The sequence below is a fragment of the Chitinophaga sancti genome (assembly GCF_034424315.1).
Taxonomy (GTDB): Bacteria; Bacteroidota; Bacteroidia; order Chitinophagales; family Chitinophagaceae; genus Chitinophaga; species Chitinophaga sancti.
This window is the reverse complement of the sequence record NZ_CP139972.1, coordinates 5,493,991-5,519,529: the sequence shown is the minus strand read 5'-3', so window position 1 is coordinate 5,519,529 and position 25,539 is coordinate 5,493,991. Positions and strand designations below refer to the sequence as shown.

The 25,539-nt window shown below is 45.7% G+C and carries 14 protein-coding genes; 5 read left to right on the top strand and 9 right to left on the bottom strand.

All coding sequences use genetic code 11. The features are described from left to right. Positions 1-353 precede the first annotated feature (353 nt). The gene (gene ybeY, locus U0033_RS21425) at positions 354-785 is read right to left on the bottom strand and encodes an rRNA maturation RNase YbeY (protein ID WP_072358980.1); all 432 of its coding nucleotides are present in this window, start codon (positions 783-785) and stop codon (positions 354-356) included. 130 nt (positions 786-915) lie between these two features. On the opposite strand from ybeY, the gene U0033_RS21420 reads away from it, so the two are divergent. The 3 genes from U0033_RS21420 to U0033_RS21410 all read left to right on the top strand — a co-directional run bounded on the left by U0033_RS21420 (position 916) and on the right by U0033_RS21410 (position 3,072). Next, positions 916-1,155 carry a FeoA family protein gene (locus tag U0033_RS21420; RefSeq protein ID WP_072358978.1) on the top strand — a complete coding sequence of 80 codons (240 nt, stop codon included), beginning with the start codon at positions 916-918 and terminating at the stop codon, positions 1,153-1,155. A 33-nt stretch (positions 1,156-1,188) separates the two neighbouring features. Continuing rightward, positions 1,189-2,106, top strand: a complete 918-nt coding sequence (locus U0033_RS21415; RefSeq protein WP_072358976.1) for an AraC family transcriptional regulator — start codon at positions 1,189-1,191, stop codon at positions 2,104-2,106. Between the two features lie 267 nt (positions 2,107-2,373). After that, complete coding sequence (locus tag U0033_RS21410; protein ID WP_072358975.1) at positions 2,374-3,072, top strand: SDR family oxidoreductase; 699 nt, start codon at positions 2,374-2,376, stop codon at positions 3,070-3,072. 950 nt (positions 3,073-4,022) lie between these two features. On the opposite strand, the gene nadA is transcribed toward U0033_RS21410, so the two are convergent. After that, positions 4,023-5,030, bottom strand: coding sequence for a quinolinate synthase NadA (gene nadA / locus U0033_RS21405; RefSeq protein WP_072358973.1), 1,008 nt, complete (start codon positions 5,028-5,030; stop codon positions 4,023-4,025). A gap of 767 nt (positions 5,031-5,797) precedes the next feature. On the opposite strand from nadA, the gene U0033_RS21400 reads away from it, so the two are divergent. Next, a complete protein-coding gene (locus U0033_RS21400; protein ID WP_072358964.1) occupies positions 5,798-7,921 on the top strand; it encodes a peptidylprolyl isomerase in 2,124 nt (707 codons plus the stop codon). Between the two features lie 175 nt (positions 7,922-8,096). After that, positions 8,097-8,600: a DUF2480 family protein gene (locus U0033_RS21395; RefSeq protein WP_072358959.1), complete on the top strand. Its 504-nt coding sequence runs from the start codon at positions 8,097-8,099 to the stop codon at positions 8,598-8,600. Between the two features lie 60 nt (positions 8,601-8,660). Here the strand turns inward: U0033_RS21395 and corA are convergent, their stop codons facing one another. From corA to gltB, 7 genes are all read right to left on the bottom strand, one after another. Continuing rightward, positions 8,661-9,761 (bottom strand): magnesium/cobalt transporter CorA, encoded by a 1,101-nt coding sequence (corA, locus tag U0033_RS21390; RefSeq protein WP_072358957.1) that lies wholly within the window; start codon positions 9,759-9,761, stop codon positions 8,661-8,663. A 767-nt stretch (positions 9,762-10,528) separates the two neighbouring features. Continuing rightward, positions 10,529-10,906, bottom strand: coding sequence for a septal ring lytic transglycosylase RlpA family protein (locus U0033_RS21385; RefSeq protein WP_072359081.1), 378 nt, complete (start codon positions 10,904-10,906; stop codon positions 10,529-10,531). Positions 10,907-11,004: 98 nt separating this feature from the next. Beyond that, complete coding sequence (gene tamL, locus U0033_RS21380) at positions 11,005-13,248, bottom strand: translocation and assembly module lipoprotein TamL (RefSeq protein ID WP_218163999.1); 2,244 nt, start codon at positions 13,246-13,248, stop codon at positions 11,005-11,007. A 55-nt stretch (positions 13,249-13,303) separates the two neighbouring features. Beyond that, positions 13,304-18,373, bottom strand: a complete 5,070-nt coding sequence (locus U0033_RS21375) for a translocation/assembly module TamB domain-containing protein (protein WP_072358952.1) — start codon at positions 18,371-18,373, stop codon at positions 13,304-13,306. 164 nt (positions 18,374-18,537) lie between these two features. Continuing rightward, complete coding sequence (locus tag U0033_RS21370) at positions 18,538-19,149, bottom strand: hypothetical protein (RefSeq protein WP_143150662.1); 612 nt, start codon at positions 19,147-19,149, stop codon at positions 18,538-18,540. A gap of 250 nt (positions 19,150-19,399) precedes the next feature. Further along, entirely contained in the window at positions 19,400-20,875 is a 1,476-nt protein-coding gene (locus tag U0033_RS21365) for a glutamate synthase subunit beta (protein ID WP_072358947.1), read from the bottom strand. A gap of 28 nt (positions 20,876-20,903) precedes the next feature. Next, positions 20,904-25,430, bottom strand: a complete 4,527-nt coding sequence (gene gltB / locus U0033_RS21360) for a glutamate synthase large subunit (protein WP_072359079.1) — start codon at positions 25,428-25,430, stop codon at positions 20,904-20,906. Between the last annotated feature and the right edge of the window lie 109 nt (positions 25,431-25,539).

Sequence of the window (25,539 nt, the reverse complement as noted above, 5' to 3'; positions counted from 1 at the left end):
ATTCCGTGAAAATGATGATCAATTCCAGAAACAAAGTCACTACTAATCCCTGGAAATAGCAGAAAAATATAGCCTGTCTATAGTGAAAAGAGCAAGCCAATATTACATTATAAGTACACCAAAAGATCACTAGTATATCACTTCAATATCGATTGGATAATGAGGTGATATACTAGTGATCTTATAGTATACTTATAGTGCCGTTATCCCTTCGAAGATGGACTGAAGACACACTATAGAAATAATGAATTTCAGAAAGGTAGAATTCCAATTTTTGATAAGAGTTGCAATAAAAAAGGCCATCTCTTAGAGATGGCCTAACCATTATAATTTACATTGTTCCACGTGGAACATTATAATTTCACACCCAAATATTCATTCAAACATTCATTTTCCTTCGCCCGCATCTTAGCTGACTGCTCCTTTGACTTGTCCTTGTATCCACATAAATGCAAGGCACCATGAAATATCACCCTGTGCAATTCCTGTTCTACAGAAACCTTGAACTTATCCGCATTTTCCTTCACCCTATCTATACTAATATAGATCTCCCCTTCCGTCACCTTTGGATCCGTACCCAATTCAAAAGTCACAATATCCGTATAGGTATCGTGCTGCAAAAACTGCTGATTGATTTCTAAAAGGTAATCATCTGAGCAAAATACATACTGCAAATTCTTCACCTGCTGCCCTTCTCTTATAAACTTCTCCTTTATGTATGCCTTTAACCTTGTTTTATCCTTCAGGTTTACCTTTACCTCATGGGAAGTAAAATTGATCGCCATATACCACTGCTATTTTAAAGTGTAATTCTATATGTAAAAGTATAGTGAAATTTCTGATTAACGGCACACTATCTTTGGGGGTCTCCCCTTCAGCAAGTACCTTTGCACTGTTGATTAAACACCACATGAGATGAAAAAAAGTGCGATTAAATTGTCCTCCCTTGCCATAGGAAAAAGTGCCGTGATTACTGCTTTCGAAAGTGATGACCTACATATCAAGTTGATGGAAATGGGTTGTGTGCCTGGTGAAACAGTAAAGATTGAAAAAATTGCACCCCTCGGAGATCCCATCTCAATTATGGTAGCCGGATATAATCTTTCCCTCCGTAAAACTGAAGCAGACTATATCTGGGTTGAAGAGCTTTCCTGAAAATTTCTCTCCCATTTTAATAATACCTGATCCATGCCTTCATCCAATTCTTTACCCACCCACCATCTGGATCCGTTTCATAAAGAACGTCATCGGACTTCCACCAATGCGATCTTTGGGTATAACAATTTACCGGTACAACATCAAATTCAGGGATTCGAGTTGTACTCCTCAGAAGGCATGATACCAGATTATGGTCCGGCAAAATCTACATTCTACAGAGTAGGGATTACCCTGAAGGGAACTATCCATATGCAACTAGGCCTGGAACATTTCGATATTGCACCTCTCAGTCTAACCTTCTCCATCCCCGGACAAGTGCATAGTAAATCAAACGCAAGTCCAGACATCTTCGGGTATTATATATTATTCTCCCCTACCTTTCTCGAAGGCCTGCTCAACCATCTGAATATGAGCGCCGAATTTCCGTTCTACGACTATTGCGGCTCACAGCTACTTCAATGCAACGAACAGGAAATCAATGAAATAGTAAGTTTCATCGAAAAAATAGACGGAGAATTACAATCAGATAACACTGGTAAGGTCACCGCGATCAAAATGTACCTCTATCTCCTGCTCTTGACAGCCAAAAGATCTTATGAAAGGCAGCTGCCTTTGAATAATGTCTCTCCAACTACGCATATGGTAACCCAGTTTCATAAACTGGTGAGCCAACACTTTTTACAATTCAGGCAAGTGAGTGACTACGCCCGTATGTTAAACGTCACCCCCAACCACCTGAATAGAGTGGTGAAAAATACAACCAACCGCACTGCGTCAGATGCTATCCAGGAAATGCTGGTACAGGAGGCAAAAGTGTTATTACAAAATACTGCCTTATCCATTTCAGAAATCTCCTATCAATTAGATTTTAGCGAACCAGCGGCATTCAATCATTTCTTCCGGAAATTGACCGGAGGCACTCCGCTTGGCTACAGGAGTATGAGCTGAACCATTAACCGCCAGCTGCCCAGGTTAATGAATATGGATCTGATATGATTTCCTTCCTTACTTACTTCAACTCACTGGATTAGCATCCTTTTCTTAAAAGGGAAATCTGACTAATTCCCGTAATTGCCCTTAATCCTTTGAAAAATAGAATGATGTTAGCTCCTATTATTTTCAAAGCATAATCTGATCAATTCCCCGCATCATTCAAGCAATAATTCCCTTCCCCGTATTTGCACCTTTGTACAGTTGAAACAAACAACACGTACAATGGAAAAAATAATCATCGCCGGTGGTACATCCGGAATTGGACTGGCAACCGCCAAACTCTTTGCAGAAAAAGGCGCCTTTGTAATTGTAACCGGCCGTAGTGAGGATAAATTAGCGAAAGCCCGAGAGGTGAATCCAGGTATAAACGCTATCTCCCTGGACAATACTGATAACACCAGCCTGAAAGAATTCTTCGCACGGACTGGCCACTTTCATCACCTAATCCTTACGCTTAGCAGTGCTAAAGGTGCCGGACTGTTCGCAACTATGGATCTGGCTGAGCTACGTGCCGGCTTCGATGGTAAATTCTGGCCACATCTGCAGACAATACAGGCCGCTCTCCCATATATTGATAAGAACGGCAGTATTACAATCATCAGCGCCGCATCCGCCACCGCTGTATTGCCTGGTACCTCCGGATTGGCTGCCATCAATGGCGCACTGGAAATGATGGTGCCTATCCTTGCCAAGGAATTAAAACCTTTACGCTTCAACGCAGTATCACCCGGTGTGATCGATACTGAATGGTGGGATTTTCTAAACAAGGAGGAGCGGAAAGCCACCTTTGAAAGCTACGCAAAGGGCATAGGCGTAGGCCGGATAGGTAATCCACAGGATGTGTCTAACCTGATCGAAACAGTTGTGAATAATTCATACATAAACGGCACAGTGCTCCATGTAAATGGTGGTCTATTGTGAATTGTGAATAGGCATTTACGCACATTTGTGGAAAAGTAGACAACTAATTTCATTTTTGAAGGCGCTGAGAATTAAACGGCCAGGGTAATACCCGGGTAATCGGTTTATACGTGATTCTCAACGCCTTCATTTTTATTTTTAGTAAGTTTTTCACCATTTGTTAATTGAATGTGGATAATCGTGGGAAATATCTGCTTTTATGAAGGCACTGAGAATTAATTATACCGCCTCAATCCCAATTACTAACATATCCACACGATTCTCAGCCCCTTTATTCACGAAGGCCCTGAGAATTGAATGACATTTATAGATATACAGATAGTCAAATTTCATCGCAATTATAAAGCCTTCTTTTTTAAAGTGCCTGAGAATGAAATGGCTTCTATCCTACCCAGAATCAACGAATTACATTAAAATCTCAGCGCCTTTAATCAACAGTACTTTCACATTTTTATATAGTGTAGTGCACATAGGATGTTAATTACCTGGCTAATTATAATTACTTCAATTATACACATAGATGATGTGTAAGGATCTTGTGCATAAGAGAACTAAAATTGGATTTGAGTGCGCTGAGAATAATGCGAACAGGAGAATGGTAGGAGCAGGATAATTCTATGCGATTCTCAGGGCCTTCATTTCTATTTTTAGCACTCATTTTCACATTCTGTGAATGAGCTGTGGATAAACGGGGTTATAATCTGTATTTATGAAAGCCCTGAGAATTAAACGTACCCTCCCTGCCCCCCGACAACAAAATTTTATTCAATTCTCAAGCGCTTCATTCAGGAAGGCTTCCACATTTTAATCCCATAGATATCCCCATCATTATATATAGTGTAGCAAAACTATGGGGCACTCATGGGCACAAAAAAGGCCCGGTTAAACGAATAACCGGGCCTTAAACTCAAATAATTATTTCGTAACTATTTGTATTTCAATATTTTAAATTATAAACCAGCCTGTGCACTAATCTCCAGCATCCGTTCAATAGGCTTTTTAGCTGCTATACGGAGTTCTTCGTTCATGGTTATTTCCGGGGTTTCATATTCCATGCAGAGGTAAAGCTTTTCCAGCGTATTGAGTTTCATGTGTGGACAGTCATTACAAGCACATGCATTGTTGGGTGGTGCAGGAATAAAAGTTTTGCCCGGGTTCTCTTTCTGCATCTGGTGGAGAATTCCGGTTTCGGTTACCACGATGTATTCCCTGGCATCATCTTTCTTAGAAAAATTCAGGATCCCGGTGGTAGAGCCAATATAGTCTGCGATATCGAGCACAGCTGCTTCACATTCAGGATGCGCCAGGACTTTGGCTTTTGGATGGCGGATCTTGAGTCGGGTGATCTTTTCCAGGGAGAAGATCTCGTGCACCATACATGCCCCGTTCCAGAGTAACATGTTCCTACCCGTTTTCTTGGCCAAATAAGCCCCTAAATTCCTGTCGGGGGCAAAAATGATCTGCTGGTCCTTGGGGAGACTATCGAGGATCTTTTCGGCATTAGAGGAGGTACAGATGATATCGCTGAGGGCTTTTATCCCGGCAGAACAGTTGATGTAGGAAATAACCAGGTGGTCTGGATGTTTTTCTTTGAATTTGCGGAACAGCTCAGGAGGTGCGCTGTCGGCCAGTGAGCAACCCGCTTTCAGGTCAGGTAAGAGGACTTTTTTCTGCGGACTCAGAATTTTTGCGGTTTCGGCCATGAAGTGCACACCGGCAAAAACGATTATATCAGCATCGGTTTTGGCAGCCTGTTGACTAAGTCCGAGACTGTCACCGATGTAATCTGCTACATCCTGGATATCTGGTTCCTGATAATAGTGCGCGAGGACGATTGCATTTTTTTCCTTTTTCAATCTTTCGATTTCATCAAACAGATCCAAACGTGAATCGACCGGCAAATCCAAAAAACCTTTTCGTTGCAAATCTTTTTTTGCGATTTCGAGCTCCCTTATCATAACTATATTTATAATTTATTCTTTTTAAATAAGAAAAACCCACTACTATTAGGGCTGTGAATATGGGGAAAGTAATTTTTGCCACCGTGTACAAATGTAGTTGTTATTCTTTTTGCCTGTTCTATTCACAGGAAATTAACAGCTCATTTCGGCCATAGCATTGAATTTTCGTACTTATATCCACATAGGTGGATTTCTCATCCGGTGAATATTTTGTTTGGGGAGGGAGTATTAAAAAAATGTTAACTACAGGGTATAACAATTCACAAAACAGGTCATTTTTTCTTCAGACCAACATTTTAGGAAATAACAAATTTAGTTTTACGGTCATCGAACCCGGGTTTTTCAGAGTTTATTGAACAAAAAAGGAGGGTTTTTTAACAGGTCATGTGGATAAAACAAGCTCAAAAATTATTTCTCTATGCATTTCCCGTTTTTAGTTTTACTTTCACTTTTGTACACATTTCAATGTGAATCAGGAAACTGGGCATTTAAAAATGTGAATATTGAGCCCTTAATTTCTTTAAGTGGTTTAAGCCTGAAATAAACGTCAGTAGCGGGGCGTAGCGGCTGATTTCAGCGTATATCCGATACTGTCTTTTTTAACCTTAATGTGGATAACCTGTGAATGAAAGATAAAATACCTATACCGTAATTTTCAATGAAACCCTTTACTGTATTGGGTTTGAGCCAAAAAAATCTGTTTTGTAGATACAGTTATTTTATTCTATTTTTGCTTTCCTTAAAAAATTTAGACTATATAATATATGTCAGTTATTCAGAAGATCAGGGATAAATATGCCGTGGTGATCGTAGTAGTGATCTGCGTGGCTATTGTCAGTTTCCTGCTGCAGGATGCCTTTTTTGGCAGAAATTCCATCATGCGCCGTTCTACCACGGTGGGTAAAGTAAATGGTGAAGAGTTAGATATCACCCAGTATCAGCAAATGATCCAGGAGGCCGAGCAGGCTGCACGTCAGCAGAGCCCTACCGGTAATCTGAATGAACAGGTTCAGCAGTATGCGCGTGAGCAGGCCTGGAACCAGTTTGTGAGTGAGCAGATCATGAGTGCACAATATGAGAAACTGGGTATTCAGGTAACTGAGAATGAACTGGTAGATCAGTTTAGTGGTAAAGATCCAAATCCAGTAGTTGTACAGCAGTTCACAGACAGAAAGACTGGTCAGTTTGACCGCGCGGCCCTGCAACAGGCACTGTCTTCTGTAGGCCAGGATCAATCCGGCAGAATGAGGAATGCGCTGAAGCAAATGGAGAACTATATTATAAGGTCAAGAATGCAGGAAAAATACATCTCCCTGATCAAGGGCGCTGTATATTATCCTAAATGGCTGGCTGAAGCTCAGATAAAAGATAATTCACAGTTTGCGAACGTATCTTATATATCTGTTCCTTATGCATCTATTGCAGATTCTACTGTCAAGGTAACTGATAGTGAACTGAACACATATATTAATAACCACAAAGCTACTTTCAAAACTGAAGAAGGCCGTCGTGTAGATTATATCTCTTTCAATGCATTGCCTTCCGCTCAGGATACCGCTAATGCACTGAAAGTATTGCTCGAAGCAAAAGATGAATTGGATACTACCGGTGTTGCGAACATTGAAAACTTCGTAAAGCGTAATTCTGATATCCCTTACTTCGATGGGTTTGTTTCCAAGTCTGCACTGATGGTTCCTCAGAAAGATACCATCGCAGGCCTGCCTGTAGGTACCGTGTTTGGTCCTTACTTTGACAACAACCTGATTGTATTCGCGAAAATGATGGATCGCAAAACTTTACCTGATAGCGTAAAGGTGCGTCATATATTAATTGCAACTGCTAATCCACAGAGTGGAGCAGGCCTGCCTGACTCAATTGCTAAGATCCGTATCGACAGCATCGAGGCAGCGGTGAAAGGTGGTGCTGATTTCAAAGCACTGGCTGCTCAGTTATCTGACGATCCTGGTAGCAAAGAAAATGGTGGTGAGTACGATGTAACTCCATCTTCTTCTTTCGTTCCTGAATTCAAGGATTTCGCGCTGGATGGTAAGACCGGTGAAATGAAAGTGGTAAAATCCCAGTTTGGTTATCACCTGATCCAGATTATGAGCCAGAAAAACTTTGGCCCTGCTGTGAAAGTGGCTTACCTGGGTAAACCAGTAGAAGCAAGCAAAGAAACTGATAGCAAAGCTTATGCTGCTGCCAACGAATTTGCTGCTCAGAACCACGACGGTAAAACATTCGAAAAGAATGTTCAGGAAAAGGGTCTGAACAAACGTATTGCTGATAATCTCCGTCCTATGGATTTCGTAATTCCAGGTATTGGCCAGGCACGTGAACTGGTTCGTTGGGCATACGAAGCTAAGAAAGGTGATGTGAGCACTGTGTTTACTTTTGAAGATAAATATGTAGTAGCTGTACTGACTGGTATTCGTGCTGAAGGTACTGCTACCCTGGATGAAGTTAGACCACAGGTAGAAGCACTGGTGAAGAAAGAGAAGAAAGCTGAGCAACTGATTGCTAAGCTGAAATCTCCTGCTACCCTGGAAGCTGCAGCAGCTGCTGTAAATCAGCCACAGCTGAAAGCTGATAATGTGAACTTCTCTACTCCTTTCATTGCTACTATGGGCTTTGAGCCAAGAGTAGTAGGTGCTATCTTCAATAAAGCATGGGGTGTTGGTAAAGTAACTGCACCTATTGAAGGTAATTCTGGTGTGTTTGTAGTGAAAGTAGATAGCTTCGCTCCAAATGGACAGAATGTAGATCCTCTGACTATGGCTACTCAGTATGAGCAGACAGTAAAGGGTACCCTGGATCAGGGTGGTCAGCTGTATGAAGTGCTGAAGAAGCTGAATAAGATTGAGGATAATCGTGCTAAATTCTTTTAAGGGATAGTAATAACTGATTATATTAAGCCCGGGGCATTCGCCCCGGGCTTTTTTTGTTTTAAGCAGGCAAAATTTCTGATCGCAGCCCTGCTGTGATCAGAAATTTTGCGGATGCGGCTGGCAGCGTTGGCCGAGCCAACGCTGCCAGCCGCAATTATTTTAGTAAATTTGATACATGGAAGAGATAGTAAATAAAGTAGCGCAAAGTGGACTCCTTACATTAGATCTGGAAGACTACTATCCCCAGGAAGAAACGGTTGTATTCGACCTGAAACAATATCTTTTCATGGAGATGATCCTGAAAGAGAAAGATTTTCGTGCCGCATTACAAGGATTAGACTGGGAACAGTATAGCAATAAAAACGTTGCCATTATCTGCTCTGCAGATGCGGTGGTGCCCTTCTGGGCCTATATGCTGGTGATGACTTACCTGGAACCTATTGCCAACTATGCCGCATTTGGTTCTAAGGAAGAAGTGTTTAAAACCCAGTTCATGAAGCGCCTCAATGCCATCGATATGAGTGCTTATGAGGATAAGCGTGTGGTAGTGAAAGGATGTGGGGATAAAGGAGCGGGCGAAGCTGCTTATGTGGAAATCACAAGATTACTCCGCCCGGTAGCCAAGAGTATTATGTATGGAGAGCCTTGCTCTACTGTGCCTATTTATAAGAAGAAATAATAGCGCCGTACTGTTTAAATAGGACATATAATTACTGCATGCATCTTTTTTAAGGATGCATCAGAACCAGCCTCTTTTTCTGAAAAAGATAATCATGCCCACCAGCATGAGCACCATAGCGCCCAGCACTACATAGTAACCATCGCGGGTATGCAACTCCGGCATGTATTCAAAATTCATCCCGTAGATCCCTGCTACCAGTGTAAGGGGAGCCATCAGGGTGGTCACTACCGCCAGTACCTTCATGATCTCATTCATCTTCAGGTTGATCTGGGTATGGTACTGCTCCTGTACGTTCAGCAATGCTTCACGGTAGTTTTCCGCCAGGTCATTGGCTTGTATGATATGATCATACACGTCTTTGAAATATTTCATCGTCCGCTCATCCAGCAGCGGACTTTCGCTTTTCATAAACCCATTGATCAGATCACGTACCGGATTGATTGCCCGTTTAAACAATAAAAGTTCCCTGCGCAGGTAATTGATCCTGGCGAGGGTACGGGTATTTGGCTGGTGCTGTACCAGGTCTTCCATCAACTCGATACGATCGCCCAGTTTATCCAGTATCAGGAAATAACTATCTACGATCACATCCAGCAGGCTATAGCCTAAATAATCTGCCCCTGCACTGCGGATCCTTGAATTATCTATTCTGAGTTTTTCTCTTACATGATCGAATACATCTCTTGTCGCCTCTTCCTGAAAGGAAATCACATAGTTCTTTCCAAATACGATGCTCACCTGCTCATACTCTATTGCCGCGGCCTCCACATTGTAATAAGCCATTGGCAGTAAGGCAAAAAGGTGTGCACCTATTTCGTCCATCTTAGCCCGCTGACCGATACTCATAATATCTTCTTCCAGCAGGAAATGTATTCCCAGTTTGATACAGATCTCATGCACTGTTTCCCTGTTGATCCCGTCTACATTGATCCAGGTAGTTTCCGGTGTATCAATGTATTTGAAGATCATGCGATGGTCTTCTCCGGCACTCTCTGTAACGTGTGCCGGGGTATAATCAAATATTGTTACTTTCTCACATCTTCCCGGCGGGCGTGAAGCTGGGCCAGTCACAGGATTATAGTTCATAATCCGTTGCTTCTTCACCTTAAATGGATTCAGTACATCTGGAATGGGTATGATGGACTTTGACTTAAGCATGTTATAAATGTAAATAAAAATTAAAGGTGACTCATGCCGGTTTTAGTTCTCAAAATGCTGGCCGTTTATAACTGATACCAACGCTATTAGCCGTAAACGCCAAGTGATGATAGGCCTGCGGCGTTTAAAAATAAGTCATCATACAAAAGAAGCAATTCTCCCCATGTGACTGAAAACCCATTACGAACAAAAAAAGCGCTTTGCAAATTTGCAAAGCGCCTTCAAAGATAATGGTTGTGCCTCTCTTTTGTTAAAAGATACTGCCGGCGAACGTTCCACCGGCAGCCAAAGATTGGTTATTAAGATAGGATATGGAGACTAGGTAATATAATACTTCCGCTTCCGTAAAAACTTTACGGAACAACAATAACGTCAGTATTGGAAAAAGGGAATTACAAATAAAGAATGGGTAAAAATTAAGTCAGTTTCAAACACATCCCATGACACTCACATTCCACTTGTTGCGATGGTATTTCTCGTCATTCTCAAAAGGTATATGGTTCACACTGATTGTCCTGCAAATAACAATACTGGCATAAGAATTCCAAAAAAAATAGAATAAATACTACAAAAATGTAAGAAAAATGAGTAACGATACTTGCATTTGAGTAAAAATATGGACAATGCCAATGGGGAAATCATCTGTTCAAAGGCAGACCGGTAGTGTATGTCTAATAGGAATCGTTTTTTGTACTTGCCTTAACAGTCATTTTTGAAAATATGAATTATGGAAGACAAGCTCAGTAATAAGAAAGCGGCCATCCTATTTAGTTCTTCTTCTTATACTTTATCTCCACTGGCGCCACTCCTGTACTGATCATTCCCAGTTTCTTCGCTGCCTTCTTTGACAGATCTATCACCCTGCCTTCTGCAAATGGACCTCTGTCTGTAATCTTCACTTTTGCTGTACGACCATTGGCAATATTCACCACTTTCACTTTCGTACCGAAAGGCAATGTGCGGTGTGCGGCAGTCATTTTGTTCTGATGAAAGATACTGCCACTGGCTGTTTTACGTCCTTCAAACTTGTCCGCATAATAAGATGCTTTTCCACTTTCTGTAATCTTCCTGCTACAGGAAGAAAACAAAATCAGCATCGCGCTACACAGCACGAGCAAGGTTCCTGTATGTTTTTTTGTAATCATAGGCATATTGCTAAGAGCTTGCGACTTAGAAAATAAATACGGCTTTCTTCCAAAGAAGAATTACCTGGATAAGCCACTCCATTGCTAAGGTAAACCAATTAGAACGGATAACCGATCGCAATGTTCAGGATCAAATTCTCCTTTCGCCAGTCAGGATCTCCAAACTTCACATCCTTCATCACCCATCGTTCGCCTTCGGGTAGCCAGGGTTTTCGTAGCGGGAAAGCCAGATCCAGTCGTACTACAAGAATGGAAGCATCTACACGTAAACCCGCCCCCGCATCCACAGCTATCTGGCTCATAAATCTGCCGGCGCTGAACTGACTTCCCTGCTTTCCTGGTACTTCTTTCTTAAGCCAGATATTACCGGCATCCAGGAATACGGCTGCATTGAATATACCTGTGAGATGTGCACGTAACTCTGAGTTATATTCCAGTTTCACATCACCGGCTTCATTGGCCAGGTACCTGCTGCTGGTATCCCGGTAACTCCCCGGCCCCAGTGTTCTGGCGCGGAAACCTCTCAGACTGCTGCTACCACCAATAAAATATTGCTTTACAAATGGCAGGGTCGCGGAGTTCCCATATGGCATACCAAAACCAGCAAAGACCCGGTTTACCCATGTCAAGCCCCTGCTTAGTTTCCAATAGTGACGTACATCGGCAGACAAACGGATAAACTGTGCAAACGGACTACCCAGGATGGTCTTCATACCGGTATCATTTCTTGGAACGATCAGTCCTGCCAGGTTACCTGAATAATCGAGATTGCCATTCATGTAGAAAGTATGGACCTTATTGGATGCCTTGTTATCGTATGTGATATCATAGTTACCACCCAGAATGAATTGTTTCTCAATCGCTGCACGCTGGCTGGGGTCGTACTTCAGGATGCTATCATACCCCGCCGTTGTTTTGGTGGGCAATACATATGTAATGGATACCGGCGCCCATTTGTGCTCCAGGAACTGTGTCTTGCGCCAGATGTACTGGAACTGGAAATTGTAAGCATTCAGGTTGTACAACTGACTACGGCTAAATAGTTCGTAACTCACACTGATGCGGGTGCGGGGTACATAAGGTGTATGTACATTCAGGTTCCAGAATGGCTGATAGAAACGCGGAATGGTCACCGCCGCTTCTGCCTTCAGGTTATAGCCATTTCCTCCTACTGCTGTCGATGTTTGCTTACCACCTACCTGCCATTCCAGACCTCCGGAAAGTGATATTTCCAGCAGGTTTGCATAGTGCAGCCAGTTGCGGTTTTTGGCAGTGATTTTCAATTCAGAACCTGCAAAATTGTTAGACTTAGAGGTACCTCTCAACTCGGCTGACAGGCTCCGTCTTGGGTAGGGTGTGAGGTAGAAACTGGCATTGAGCCTGGAACTATCTCCCCTCACCTGCCGGAACTGCCCTTTCACAAATTTGAAAGTACCCAGATCTGTGAGCCTGTGTAGGGTAATGTCATGATTACTCAGCCTGTACAAGCTATCCGGCTTCAGGAACACCATGCGGTCAAATACACCTGGCCTGAATTTTTTCGTAGAATCTATGATACGGATACCATTGTATATTAGCGGGGTACCCTTGCGTGACAGCGAATCCTGGTCCAGTGAATAATCGGGGTACAGTGTGATGTTCTTCATCGTGTACGGTCGTTTCGCCTGTGGGGGTGTTTCGTCTTTCACCTTCAGGTAGAGATCTACCATTCCATTGTTGGTGCTATCTACTTCTACCAGCAGGTGATCGACTGTAAAGTAATAGTAGCCCCTGTCTTTCAGAATATTATTGATCCTCACCCTTTCGGCCTTGATACTATCTAACCTGTAAGGGCGGTTGATCTTCAGAGAGGTATTCTTATAAGCGGCAGCAATGGCCTTGCCCAGATCGCTGCTATCCACTTCGTAAGTCACACTCTTGATACGGTAGCGATGATTGGGTGTCACCGTGTATACACCGGATGCTTTTTTACTACCTGGTGTTTTTATTTCTGATGTGACCAGCGCCTGGAAGAAGCCATTGTCCACCATGTATTGCTCCAGTACATTGGCTGTATAATCTGCTTTTACTGAACTTAAGAGCACAGGAGCTTCTCCCAGTTTATTGCGGAGCAGGTAGTTCAGGCCTTTTCCTTTGGGTTTACTACCCAGGTTATAAAGCCAGAGCCGGATTGGCATGCCCAGCAACTTTTTGTTAGGTTTGGGTCTTACACTGCTTGCAAGGTTGGCACTCAGTGTACCGTAATCTCTTGGCTTCTTACCATCCCATTTTATGCTTGTACCAGTATAAAGCCGATCACCTTCCGGCACCGATTTAGTTGTGCTACACGCGTATATGCCCATGGCAAACAATGCTGCCAGGACTGGGTAGGTTATATATCTATAGCTTTTAACCATCTTATTTCTTAGTACTGGTTTTCTTCCGGGTACGGAGTTTTTCGGCTTTCTTATCTTTTTTCGCTTTCTGGAAGATCTCGCGGAAATTGTCGTAGTCCATGATCAATGCAAAGGCAACACCGGTTTCCACTACCTGACCTTCGATCACGGTGGTATTGTCCTGGCGTTGATATACCCTTACCCGATAACGGCCATCGCGGGTCAACTTATATTCTACGGAAACATCGCCTACCAGGGAGCTTGGGTTTGCCTGCGATTCCCCTTCCAGCATCACATTGGACCCAATGGATACAGACAGGCGATCGTTGAACAGGCTCTTGGAAGCTCCTACTTTCAAGTTCGTAGTTTGTTGTGCAGAACCGGTAGAATAGTCTTCGTCTGATTCCAGGTCGAAGTTGAGGTCCACACCTTTGATCAGGTTACCTGCCAGGTTGTTCAGCTGTTGAGAGAGGATCTTACTCACACTCTGACGGGCCATGTTGCTCACGCCATAGTCACCACTACCCTCGCCTGCCATTGGATCATCCGGTATAAAACTATTCAGCACCAGCAGGCCCATTACCTGTTTGTTGAGCTCAGAAGGAATCTGGTTGATCTGTTTGATACGGTTATACACACTACCACTGAATGCATTTTGTTCTGCCTCCGGCATATCCAGTTCAAAGGAGATATCTGGTTTCAGCAGGTTGCCTTTGATATGGAGATATACATAGAATGGTAGTTTCTGTTTGTATTTATTCCTATCCGTTTGTGAGAGACTGGTCAGCTGATCTGATACCAGGTCTGCAGCCTGTGCATTCACGGTATATTTGGCTGTGATGTCCAGATCGGCATTGGTCGCATCTCCGCTAAAGGTGATAGCGCTACCTTTTTCGATGGAGAAGGAGCGTTTGATCAACTGGTTCAACGACATTTCATACTTACCTTCTGAGATCTCGTAACGACCTGTCAGGCTCATTTTGCTACTTGCGTCCAGGGTTGCATTGATGCTGGCGGTACCTTTTGCCTCTACAAAGTCACCATTCACCGGATCGATGATGATGCGAATGGTGGATTGCGGTGTGATTTCAGCATTGCCAGAGAAGTTGATGCCTTTCAGTCTTGGGTTTTCCAACCTGGTGCTGTCTACCATTTTCACGAGCGAAGAATCCAGCGGATTGTCTTTGTCTACGAAAATGATCACCCCTTCCCTGTTCGCTACCCCTGGTTCTTCGGATGGCAGGGTCACCGTTACATTCGACTTATCACGCAGTTTCACATAAGCATCTACTCTTGGCAGATCCAGGTTTCCTCTTACCTTGATACGGGTATCTACAAAAGCAGGCCCGTAATACATTTGCTGAGGATCTACCTGTTTGCCCAGGATCATGAAATTGTCTGCATTGATGTTCAGGTTGAAGTTATAATTAGTGTAGTCTTTAGTATTGATACGACCATCCAGTACCAGTTCATTCTGCAGGCTATCGGCGATCACGAATTTGTTGAACTGCACTCCTTTTTCATCCAGCACGATGTTTTCATCAGGCATGGTGATGTTGGCGCCTACATAAGTGATGGTACCACCTGCATCGTTGAAGTGCAGGTTACCGGTTGCTTTTGGCTGACTGCTTGTTCCTGTGATCTTAAAATGACCATCGGCTGTACCGTGCATGCGGTTCATATTACCAAAGGTGAATGACTCCAGTGATTTCATGTTCAGCTGGTTGATGTCTACCGTGGCATTGATGGTAGAGTCGTAGGTTCCTTTTACCAGCAGGTCGTTGTCATTACCTTCCAGGCTCATATCCAGGCTATACTGGTTGGCCTGCGGGGTGCTGACTTCTGCGGTGAGCGTACCCAGGTTGGAAGCGCGGAATGTGAGGCTATCTATGGTGAGTTTTGAACTGATTAAAGGGGATTGGTCCAGGTTGCGTACGGTAGCATCTGCATTTAGCACGCCATTGGCCAGTAAAGTATCCGCAGCCAGTAAAGCCGTGATCGTAGATAGCTTGAAGTTTTTAATGTGGGTTTCAAGCGTGGGCAGTTTGCCACGGGCACTGCTGCTATCAGATTTCGTTTGGATGGCGATGGACTGGTCATTGTAAGATAACTGGATGTGCGCTGTATCCGGACCACCATTATGAATGTGGATCCGGTTATTTTCATCTACCTGCCATTCCTGGCGGTTCAGCAGCAGGTATGGTTTCAGGGAAAGCGCCAGTGCATTGTCCGGCAGGAACTCTACAAAGCCACCTACTTTATATTTTGGATTGCGTTTCAGGTCGTCCAGCAGCAGATCCCAGTTCACTCTTCCTGTTGTAGCAGCTGCTGTAAGAGAGGTATGATACAGCGGCATTACTTTATGATGGATATTGGCAAGTGATACCTGCGCCCTGAGGGCAGTATCGGCGATGTTTGCAGTGATGGCCAGGCTATCCAGCAAGATAGAATCGTAACTCAGTTTGGGTAGGGCTGCATTGAGCACCAGCAGGCTACTATCTGAGTTAAGACGGCCACTGATGAGCAATGGCTTCTCCATGCGTAAGGTCGGTGCCATGGCCTGCAGGCTGCGTGGGAAGGTCAGCGAAGCATCCCATACCAGGAGCTGACCAGCAGGCAGTTTTACCAGCTTTACACTATCATAAGGCGTGAGCGGCTTATTGATAATCTGCCCGAATGCAGGGCCGATCTTAGTATAATCGATATTACCATTGGCGTTGATGTAACCAAACGGACCTGTGAGATTCAGGTATTGCTGGTCTTTGTATTGCGCCAGTAAGGAGATAGTATCCAGAACAAACACCTGTCCGTTGGTAGCTAACTGCCAGCCTGTGAGGAATGCATTTCCATCCAGGCGGCCCGGTGTCAGACTACTGAAATCCATATCCATATTTCCTTTTATCTCGAATGGATTGCTGTACAGGTGGGTGGTATACAGGTCTGCACGCGCGATTTGTGCGGTTGCTTTCAGCGACTGGAGGCTTGTATCGTTCAGGGTTCCATCTGCATTGAAAGTGAGGTTGACACTGGAATCATTGCTCTGGCCTTCGGCATGCAGTTGCTGCTTATCGATATTAGCCCGGAGGCTTACATCGTGATAAGTATACCTGTTGTAAGTAGCTTCATTGATGTGGGCATCTGCTTTGGCCATGATACCAGGGAAGGTATAACCCTTGCCGGATGCCATGACGCGACCACTGATCCAGCCGATGGTGGTATCATAGAGGAAATAACCTGGTTGTACACGGAAGGAGGCAAGGTTCAGGTCATAACTGCTATGGATACTATCCATGATATTTACGAGATGGGCGGTCAGACTTGCATTGGCGGCATTGCTTTTCAGATCCAGCTTTGTCTTCATGTCTTTCATGCCCCCGAGGAAACTACCTGTAATGATCATCTGCTCTGGTAGTCTGGGGGTATCCGGCATGGTGCCTGGAGGCAGCCAGGAACGGAGGGCCTTATTACCAGAGAGGATATATAGTGAAGGCAGGTCAGCATACAGGTGGTCTACATCTGTTACATGTCCAATTTCTCCTTTTGCATTGATGCGGTTGCCTTTATTATCAGCAAGATGGAGGGTTTCGATGATCAGTTTGCCGAGGCTGCCTTTGAGGGAGGTGGTCAGGAAAATTTCCTTATCCCACAGTGGTTTCATGGATTTGTTCTTACGACTATCGGGCACGAAAGGCATGAATTCTGCCAGTGTGATGTGGGAAGAGTCCAGGTTGGCCTGGAGTTGTAAGAGATCCAGGTTATCAGAGATGGTAGACCAGGAAGGAGCCTTCAGTATGATCTGTTTGCGCAGGATACTCCGGTTGGTTTCCAGCAGCAGGTTGTGCAGGGCGATAGTGGTAGGTGTGTATAAAACATCGAAGTGACCCTGTTTGATACCAAACCCTGATTTGTCCTGCACGGATATCCTGTGTAATACGGCGCTGATGGTATCTGGGTTGTAATTGATATTGCCTACGTGAGCAACGACATTTTTCAGCAGGAGGTGGTTATAGTCAGGGTCCTTGCTGCCTGCACCTCTTGGAGCAGGAGCGGTATTATTATCATACCGCATATTAATGTGGTCCAGTTCTGCTTTTGTCGCCAGTACTTTCCAGGTATTAGGAGCGGTGCTGTCTGCCGGAGCAGGGGCCGAAGTATCTTTTGGAGCATTCATGGCAAAGGTGCCCCCGGTATTCCGGATGTACAGTTCACCTACCTGGATGAGTGTAGAATCGATGTCCAGGCTGGAGTTGAGGAGCTGAAGGTTACCTATTTTCCAGCCGGTGTTCAGGCCACTCCCCTGGTCGGCATAGAGGAAGGAGCTATTTTTGATTTCTAATTTCTTAAGAATCAGATGGAAAGGAGAACTGGCGGTATCATTGGCCGGTGGTGGTGCTGTAGCAGCCAATACTTTGGGCCGGTAGTCCCGGGTAAAGAAACCCCTGAGGCCATCGATCTTCAATCCTCTCAGGGAGTACAGGCCCTGGTTGACAAGCAGGTCGTCCGGATCTACATGTAGTTCCTGGAAGGTGACAACGGCGGTCATACCTCCGGGAGCATCGATGTAACGAAGATAAACGTGTTTAAGGGTTACGTCTTTAATGAGGAACTGAAGTGTTGTGCCAGTTTGGGAGCTCACAGTATCCGGGATCGTGTCTTTGGTCACGAAGGCATCTACGATGAACTGGTAGTTAAAAGCGGTATCTCCGGAATTACGATAAATATTTGCCGTCACGGAATCCCATTCAAGACCATTTATTCGCAGTTCATTGTTGAGAAATGCCAACAGATTGTACCGCACCTTCAAATTTCCGGAGTAGAACAATGCCTGTTTGGAAGTATCTGCTACATAAACATTACGTAGTTCCAGGTACTGCCATCCGCGTACGCGGAGATAGCCGATACGAACAGTTGTATGCAATTTTTTCTGGAGATACTGTTCTCCCTGCCGGCGGATGAAATCCTGTACAGGTTCCAGCTGTAGTACTAAAACAGCCATCACCGGTATTATCAGCAAGATCAGAAATCCCCATAAGAGCCAGCGCCACCAGGGCCGGCCATGATGTTTGTAGTCGTTAGTTGCGGGTGCTGTCATTTAAAAGGATTACATAGAAAATACTGAGTTAAAACGCATTAGGCGGACCCTTGTTTAAACATAGCGTTGTCAAACAAAATTTATACCTACAGGCATGGGATAAATTAAAAAAGCGCTTTTACCGTCGGTAAAAGCGCTTTTTTGTGAGTATTTATGGGTAGAAATTACCAGTTAGGAGTATTCCGCTGGTTGAATTTCTGGATGTAGTAGATCAGTCTTTCCTTGTTATTAGGATCCTGGTAGAATTCCCTGGTGAGGGCAGTATCTTTTGGCAGGATGTATTTCTTCATATTATACAGGGTGATGCCATAGACGGTACCGGTGCTAAGGTCGATGACCTTTTTGGTGACAACGGCGGGCGGGGTATTGCTGAATACCATGCCGGCGGTGGCACTGTTAGGTGTGGAGGTGGGGATGGCGCGTACCTGGTAGAGGCAGTAGTAGCCGACTTCTTCAATTTTCTGAAGGCCATTGTCTCTAACGTATAGGTTGGTGCCATCGCAGTAGCCCCAGTATTTTTTGATTTTATGTTCTTTGCCGTTGTTGTCGACAGCGTATAGTTCATTGGGTGCAGACAGGAGGTAGAACTGCGCGGCGGTGGTTTTGCCTTTGATTACGATATTGCCGGTTTGGGAGGGTTCGTTGTTGCGAAACTCTTCGAAGGATTTATAAATGCCTTTATTGTATTGGTGGGTGTCGTAGATGCTGTGGCCGACCTGGGCGAAGGCTGTATGGGAGACTCCCAGAAGGAGAAGGAAATAGAATAATTTTTTCATGATCATCAAAAGTAGGCAAAAATGCTGGTGCCTTTGGTACCAGCATTTTTGTCGGGAGCAAATCTGAGGTGACCAGAGGTCGCCTCAGATTTGCGCAATTTGTTAAAAAGAAAAGGCCGGGTAAAGACCCGGCCCGGCTGAAGGTTACAACAAAATCTAAACCTGCTTATGAGAATCTTTGTTACTAATGTGTGTTTGTATCTATCAGCAGGTAGAAATGAGATACGCACATTCACATCAAGATTATAGTTTACACTGCCATTGCTGGTAAAGAAGCGTCTTTGCTTTCCAGCTGGGAAACTCCCATCAGGAACTCATCTACTTTACGCGCGCATTCGCGGCCTTCGCTGATTGCCCATACCACCAGTGACTGTCCACGGCGCATATCGCCCGCAGCAAACACTTTAGGTATAGAAGTCTGGAATGCTTTCTCCCCTGCTTTCACATTGCCTCTTTCATCTTTTTCAACACCCAGATCGTCTAAGAGACCTGTATGCTGTGGATGCAGGAAGCCCATTGCGAGGAATGCCAGTTCACAGGGAACTTCTCTTTCAGAACCTGGTACTTCTGTAAATCCACCAGGACGACCATCTACGCCCAGGCTCCATTGCAGATCTACCAGTTTCAGTCCTTTCAGGTTACCGTTGCTATCTCCGACAAACTCTTTGGTACCAATTGCCCAGTGGCGGTCAGCACCTTCTTCATGAGAAGAGGTTGTTTTCAGCACCATTGGATAAGTAGGCCAGGGCATGTATGGAGTGCGTTCTCCCGGAGGTTTAGGCATCAGTTCTATCTGGGTGATGCTCTTAGCGCCATGACGGTTGGAAGTACCCACACAGTCAGAGCCGGTATCACCACCACCGATTACAACTACGTTTTTGTCGGTAGCCATAATATCTTCACCGCTTACTGCGCGGTTGCCTACGCGTTTGTTCTGCTGTTTCAGGAAGTCCATTGCATAGTGTACACCTTTCAGCTGACGGCCGGGAATATTCAGGTCACGAGGGATGGTGGAACCACCAGCCAGTACGATCGCATTGTATTCACGGAGCAGGTCGTTCACGCTTACGTTTACACCTACGTTGGCATTACACTGGAAGGTTACGCCTTCTTCTTCCATTACTTTCACGCGGCGGTCGATTACCCATTTCTCCAGTTTGAAGTCAGGGATACCGTAGCGGAGCAGGCCTCCCGGAACATCGTCTCTTTCGAACACGGTTACCTGGTGACCAGCGTAGTTCAGCTGAGCGGCAGCGGCCAGGCCGGCAGGACCGGAACCGATTACTGCTACTTTCTTGCCGGTACGTACACGGGGTGTTTTAGCCTGTACAAGTCCTTTGTCGAAAGCGATTTCGATGATGTGGCGTTCGATTTCTTCGATTGCCACAGGAGGTTGGTTGATACCCAGTACACATGCACTTTCGCAAGGCGCAGGACAGATACGTCCTGTAAACTCGGGGAAGTTGTTTGTGCTGGTTAAGATTTCATATGCTTCTTTCCAGTCTTTGTGATAGACTGCATCGTTGAATTCAGGAATTATGTTACCCAGCGGGCAACCGCTGTGACAGAATGGAACACCACAGTTCATGCAGCGCGCAGACTGTTCATTCAGCTTGGTATCTGAAAGTCTTTCTACGAATTCGTTATAGTTCCGGACTCTTTCCCTGGGAGCTTTCTTTCCAGGCAGCTCTCTTGTAAATTCCAGGAATCCTGTTGGTTTGCCCATTTTGGTTGTCGTTAGATTGTTAATGTTACTACTTCTCCACCTTCTCCTTTGCTTTGGAAGCGGTCAGCACTGCTTTGTATTCTTTAGGGAATACTTTCACAAAGTGACGCAGCTGGTTTTCCCAATCTTTCAGGATGAACTTAGCTACTGTACTGTTTGTGTAAGCGTGGTGCTTGGTGATCAGGTCGTGCAGTGCGGTAGCATCATCCTGATCCAGCGGATCGAGGTCGATCATCTCCTTGTTGCAACGGTTGGCGAAATTGCCTTTCACATCGTATACATAAGCTATACCACCGCTCATACCAGCGCCGAAGTTACGACCGGTCTCACCGAGGATGACAGCTCTACCACCTGTCATGTATTCGCAACCGTGGTCACCCACGCCTTCGGATACGATGGTAGCACCTGAGTTACGTACACAGAAGCGTTCACCTGCTTTACCCCGGATGTAAGCTTCACCGGAGGTCGCGCCATAGAAGGCCACGTTACCAGCGATGATGTTTTCTTCCGCTTTGAAGCCTGCTTCAGCATTTGGATAAAGGACCAGTTTAGCACCGGAGAGACCTTTACCGAAGTAGTCATTTGCCTCACCTTCCAGTTCGAGGGTAACACCTTTGGTGTTGAATGCCCCGAAGCTCTGGCCGGCAGAACCAACAAATTTAAAGTGGATTGTATCTTCCGGTAAGCCTGGACCCGCATATCTCTTGGAGATCTCGTTGCTCAGGATTGCGCCTACGGAACGGTCAGTATTTTTAACATTAAACTGCTGGAATACCCTGGTCTTTTTGTCGAGGGCTGCCTGTGCAGCTTTCAGCAGCTGCCAGTCAATCACTTCGCTGATACCATGATCCTGTTCTTCAGATTTGAACAGTGCTGTTGTTTCATCAGCCGGTTCTTTGTACAGGACCTGTGATACGTCCAGGTTTTTATATTTCCAGTGGGTGATGTTCTCACGTACCTGCAGGCAGTCAGATTGACCTACCATTTCATTAACGGTACGGAAGCCCAGTTCAGCCATGATTTCACGGAACTCTTCTACCAGGAATTTGAACAGGTTCACTACGTTTTCAGGATCGCCGTTGAAGCGTTTGCGCAGTTCAGGATCCTGTGTCGCCACACCTACAGGGCAGGTGTTCAGGTGACATTTACGCATCATGATACAGCCTTCAGCCACCAGTGCAGCAGTAGCTACACCCCATTCTTCCGCACCCAGCAGGGTAGCGATAGCGATGTCGCGACCTGTTTTGAGCTGGCCATCGGCCTGTACGGTCACACGACCACGCAGCTTGTTCTTCACCAGTGTCTGGTGTGTTTCAGCCAGACCAAGTTCCCATGGCAAACCAGCATGCTTGATAGAGCTGATTGGAGATGCACCGGTACCGCCGTCGAAGCCAGCGATCAGGATTACATCTGCTTTTGCTTTGGCTACGCCGGCAGCGATGGTACCGACACCTGCTTTAGACACCAGTTTTACGCTGATGCGGGCAGCACGGTTAGCATTTTTCAGGTCAAAGATCAGCTGAGCCAGATCCTCGATAGAATAGATATCGTGGTGAGGAGGCGGAGAGATCAGCCCTACACCTGGTGTAGAGTGACGTACTTTCGCGATCCAGTCATCCACTTTATGGCCGGGCAGCTGGCCACCCTCTCCGGGTTTAGCACCCTGTGCCATCTTGATCTGTAATTCATCTGCATTCGTGAGGTAATTGCTGGTTACACCGAAACGTGCACTGGCTACCTGTTTGATTGCGGAACGCATGCTGTCGCCATTAGGCAGCTTCTCGTAGCGCAGTTCATCTTCACCACCTTCACCGGTATTGCTTTTGGCACCGATACGGTTCATAGCGATCGCCAGTGTGGAGTGTGCTTCGTGGGAGATGGAGCCAAAGCTCATCGCACCTGTAGCGAAGCGTTTCATGATGCTATCTGCAGATTCCACTTCATCAAGGGTGATTGAAGGACGGTTACGTTTGAAAGAGAAAACGCTGCGGAGTGTGGCTGCTTTTTCGCTCTGGTCGTTCACCGACTTAGAATATTTCTTGAAGATGCTGTAGTCGCCCATACGGGTTGATAACTGCAGCAGGTGGATCGTGGTTGGGTTGAAGAGGTGGAACTCACCTTTTCTTTTCCACTGGTAGATACCACCTACACCCAGGCGGGATACAGGTGTTTCTTTACGGCCGTAACCCATCCAGTGCTTAGCGAGGGTTTCGCGGGCGATCTCATCGAGGCCCATACCCTGGATACGGGATACCGCACCGGTAAAGTATTTATCTACTACCTGGCGGTTGATACCTAATATCTCGAATATCTGTGCACCCTGGTAAGATTGCAGGGTGGAGATACCCATTTTGGAGAAGACTTTCAGCAGGCCATCGCAGACAGCCTTGATGTAGTTCTTCTTTAGTTTGTCAACATCATATTCAGTTTCCAGTTTGCCGGTCAGCTTCAGATCACGGATTGTGCTGAGTGCCAGGTAAGGGTTGATTGCGGTAACACCGAAACCAAGCAGGCAGGCAAAGTGGTGAACTTCCCACACATCACCGGCTTCCACGATGATACCTACCTGACCACGGTATCCTTTGCGGATGAGGTGGTGGTGTACGGCAGAAGCAGCGAGGATAGAAGGGATAGCGGCGTGTTCGGAGTCGATCGCCCTGTCGGAGAGGATGATTACTTCATAACCATCTTCCACGGCATCTACAGCGTAGCGGCAAAGGCGTTGCAGCCCTTTCTCCATGGAGCCTGGTTTACCATCGGCACGGAAGTAAGTTTGCAGGGTCTTAGCCTGGAACAAACCAGTATCGATGCTACGGATCTTTTCCAGCTCGTAGTTGCTCAGTATGGGGTGAACCAGGGCCACACCATGACAATGCAGTGGATTTTCGTCCAGCAGGTTACCATTGTTCCCTACATAGGTCGCCAGCGACATAACCAGTCTTTCGCGGATTGGGTCGATAGGCGGGTTGGTCACCTGTGCGAACAGCTGTTTGAAGTAGCTGGTCAGGTGCTGTGGCTGATCGCTCAGCACAGCCAGGGGAGCATCTGTACCCATGGAGCCGATGGGCTCTTTACCATCCAGGGCCATTGGGGCGATGATGGTGTTCAGGTCTTCGGTGGTATAACCGAAGGCTTGCTGGTATTTAAAGATCTGCTCTGGTTCCAGGTGACTGAAAGTAACGCGTGGTTCAGGCAGTTCTTCGAGGCGGATTTTGTATTTATTCAGCCATTCGCCGTAAGGTTGCTGAGAGCAGATGTTCTGTTTCAGTTCCTCATCGCCGATGATTCTGCCGGCTTCCATGTCCACGATGAACATTTTGCCTGGTTGCAGACGGCCTTTTTCTTTAATGTTTTTAGGATCTATTGGCAGTACGCCGGCTTCTGAAGCCATGATCACGCGATCGTCTTTTGTAACTACGAAGCGTGCAGGGCGCAGGCCGTTACGGTCCAGGGTACCACCGATGATCTTACCGTCTGTGAAAGAGATACAGGCAGGACCATCCCATGGTTCCATGAGAGAGGCGTGGTATTCGTAGAATGCTTTTCTAACCGGATCCATATCCTCGTTGCCATCCCATGCTTCGGGGATGAGCATCATCATAACATGAGGGAGGGAACGGCCGGTGAGCAGCAGGAGTTCTACTACGTTGTCCAGGCTGGCGGAGTCAGACTGACCTTCTTCAACGACAGGGGAGATCATGTCCATTTCTTCCTGTGTGAAGTATTTGGATACGAAGTCCTTTTCGCCGGAGCGGAGCCAGTTCAGGTTCCCCTTAAGGGTATTGATTTCACCATTGTGCGCGATGTAGCGGTAAGGATGTGCGAGTCTCCAGCTTGGGAAAGTATTGGTAGCGAAGCGGGAGTGGATCACTGCAAAGGCAGACACCATCTTCTCGTCGCTCAGGTCAGCATAGTAATGACGTACCTGGTAGGTAGTCAGCTGTCCTTTATACACAATCGTTTTAGTAGAGAGAGAGGCAAAGTAAAAGAGTGCTTTTTCCTTAGGAACGGTATTCCTTACGGTTTTACACACATAATTACGGAGCACGAAGAGTTTGCGTTCAAACTCATCGTTGTCGGCGATATGATGAGGACAGGCGATAAATACCTGTTCGATTTCAGGTTCTACTGAAAGGGCGCTTTCTCCGATACCATCTGGGCGAACCGGAACTTTACGATATCCAAGGATATCGAGGCCAAGTTTCTCTGCCGCCCGGGCCAGGATCTCGCGGCATTCTTCTCTCCATCGTGGTTCTTTTGGAAAGAAGACCATACCTACACCATATTTGCCAAATTCCGGCAGACTAATGCCAATTTTCAGACATTCGTCGTACAAAAACTCGTGCGGGAGCTGGATCAGAATCCCTGCCCCGTCACCGGTATTTTGTTCACAGCCACATGCACCGCGGTGTTCCATATTTTCCAACATGGTAAGCGCATCCCGGATGATCTGATGCGATTTACGGCCCTTAATGTGGACAGTAAAGCCTGTTCCGCATGCATCATGTTCAAAATCCGGGTGGTACAGTCCTTGCAATTGCTTCACTTCTTGCATTCGTTTAGATTTTTTGACCTTGGCACACACTTCACCCATTTTGTATCAGGCGCGGTGGAGGTACCGTAATTGTTTCGGGAACGGTATAAAGATACTAAAGGAAGCCGGT

Excerpts from the sequence above, each read along its gene's own strand:
- tamL (WP_218163999.1), bottom strand. The coding sequence starts at position 13,248 with ATGGGCATATACGCGTGTAGCACAACTAAATCGGTGCCGGAAGGTGAT.
- U0033_RS21385 (WP_072359081.1), bottom strand. The coding sequence starts at position 10,906 with ATGATTACAAAAAAACATACAGGAACCTTGCTCGTGCTGTGTAGCGCG.
- corA (WP_072358957.1), bottom strand. The coding sequence starts at position 9,761 with ATGCTTAAGTCAAAGTCCATCATACCCATTCCAGATGTACTGAATCCA.
- nadA (WP_072358973.1), bottom strand. The coding sequence starts at position 5,030 with ATGATAAGGGAGCTCGAAATCGCAAAAAAAGATTTGCAACGAAAAGGT.
- U0033_RS21410 (WP_072358975.1), top strand. The coding sequence starts at position 2,374 with ATGGAAAAAATAATCATCGCCGGTGGTACATCCGGAATTGGACTGGCA.
- U0033_RS21400 (WP_072358964.1), top strand. The coding sequence starts at position 5,798 with ATGTCAGTTATTCAGAAGATCAGGGATAAATATGCCGTGGTGATCGTA.
- U0033_RS21370 (WP_143150662.1), bottom strand. The coding sequence starts at position 19,149 with ATGAAAAAATTATTCTATTTCCTTCTCCTTCTGGGAGTCTCCCATACA.
- U0033_RS21375 (WP_072358952.1), bottom strand. The coding sequence starts at position 18,373 with ATGACAGCACCCGCAACTAACGACTACAAACATCATGGCCGGCCCTGG.
- U0033_RS21415 (WP_072358976.1), top strand. The coding sequence starts at position 1,189 with ATGCCTTCATCCAATTCTTTACCCACCCACCATCTGGATCCGTTTCAT.
- U0033_RS21395 (WP_072358959.1), top strand. The coding sequence starts at position 8,097 with ATGGAAGAGATAGTAAATAAAGTAGCGCAAAGTGGACTCCTTACATTA.
- U0033_RS21365 (WP_072358947.1), bottom strand. The coding sequence starts at position 20,875 with ATGGGCAAACCAACAGGATTCCTGGAATTTACAAGAGAGCTGCCTGGA.
- ybeY (WP_072358980.1), bottom strand. The coding sequence starts at position 785 with ATGGCGATCAATTTTACTTCCCATGAGGTAAAGGTAAACCTGAAGGAT.
- U0033_RS21420 (WP_072358978.1), top strand. The coding sequence starts at position 916 with ATGAAAAAAAGTGCGATTAAATTGTCCTCCCTTGCCATAGGAAAAAGT.
- gltB (WP_072359079.1), bottom strand. The coding sequence starts at position 25,430 with ATGCAAGAAGTGAAGCAATTGCAAGGACTGTACCACCCGGATTTTGAA.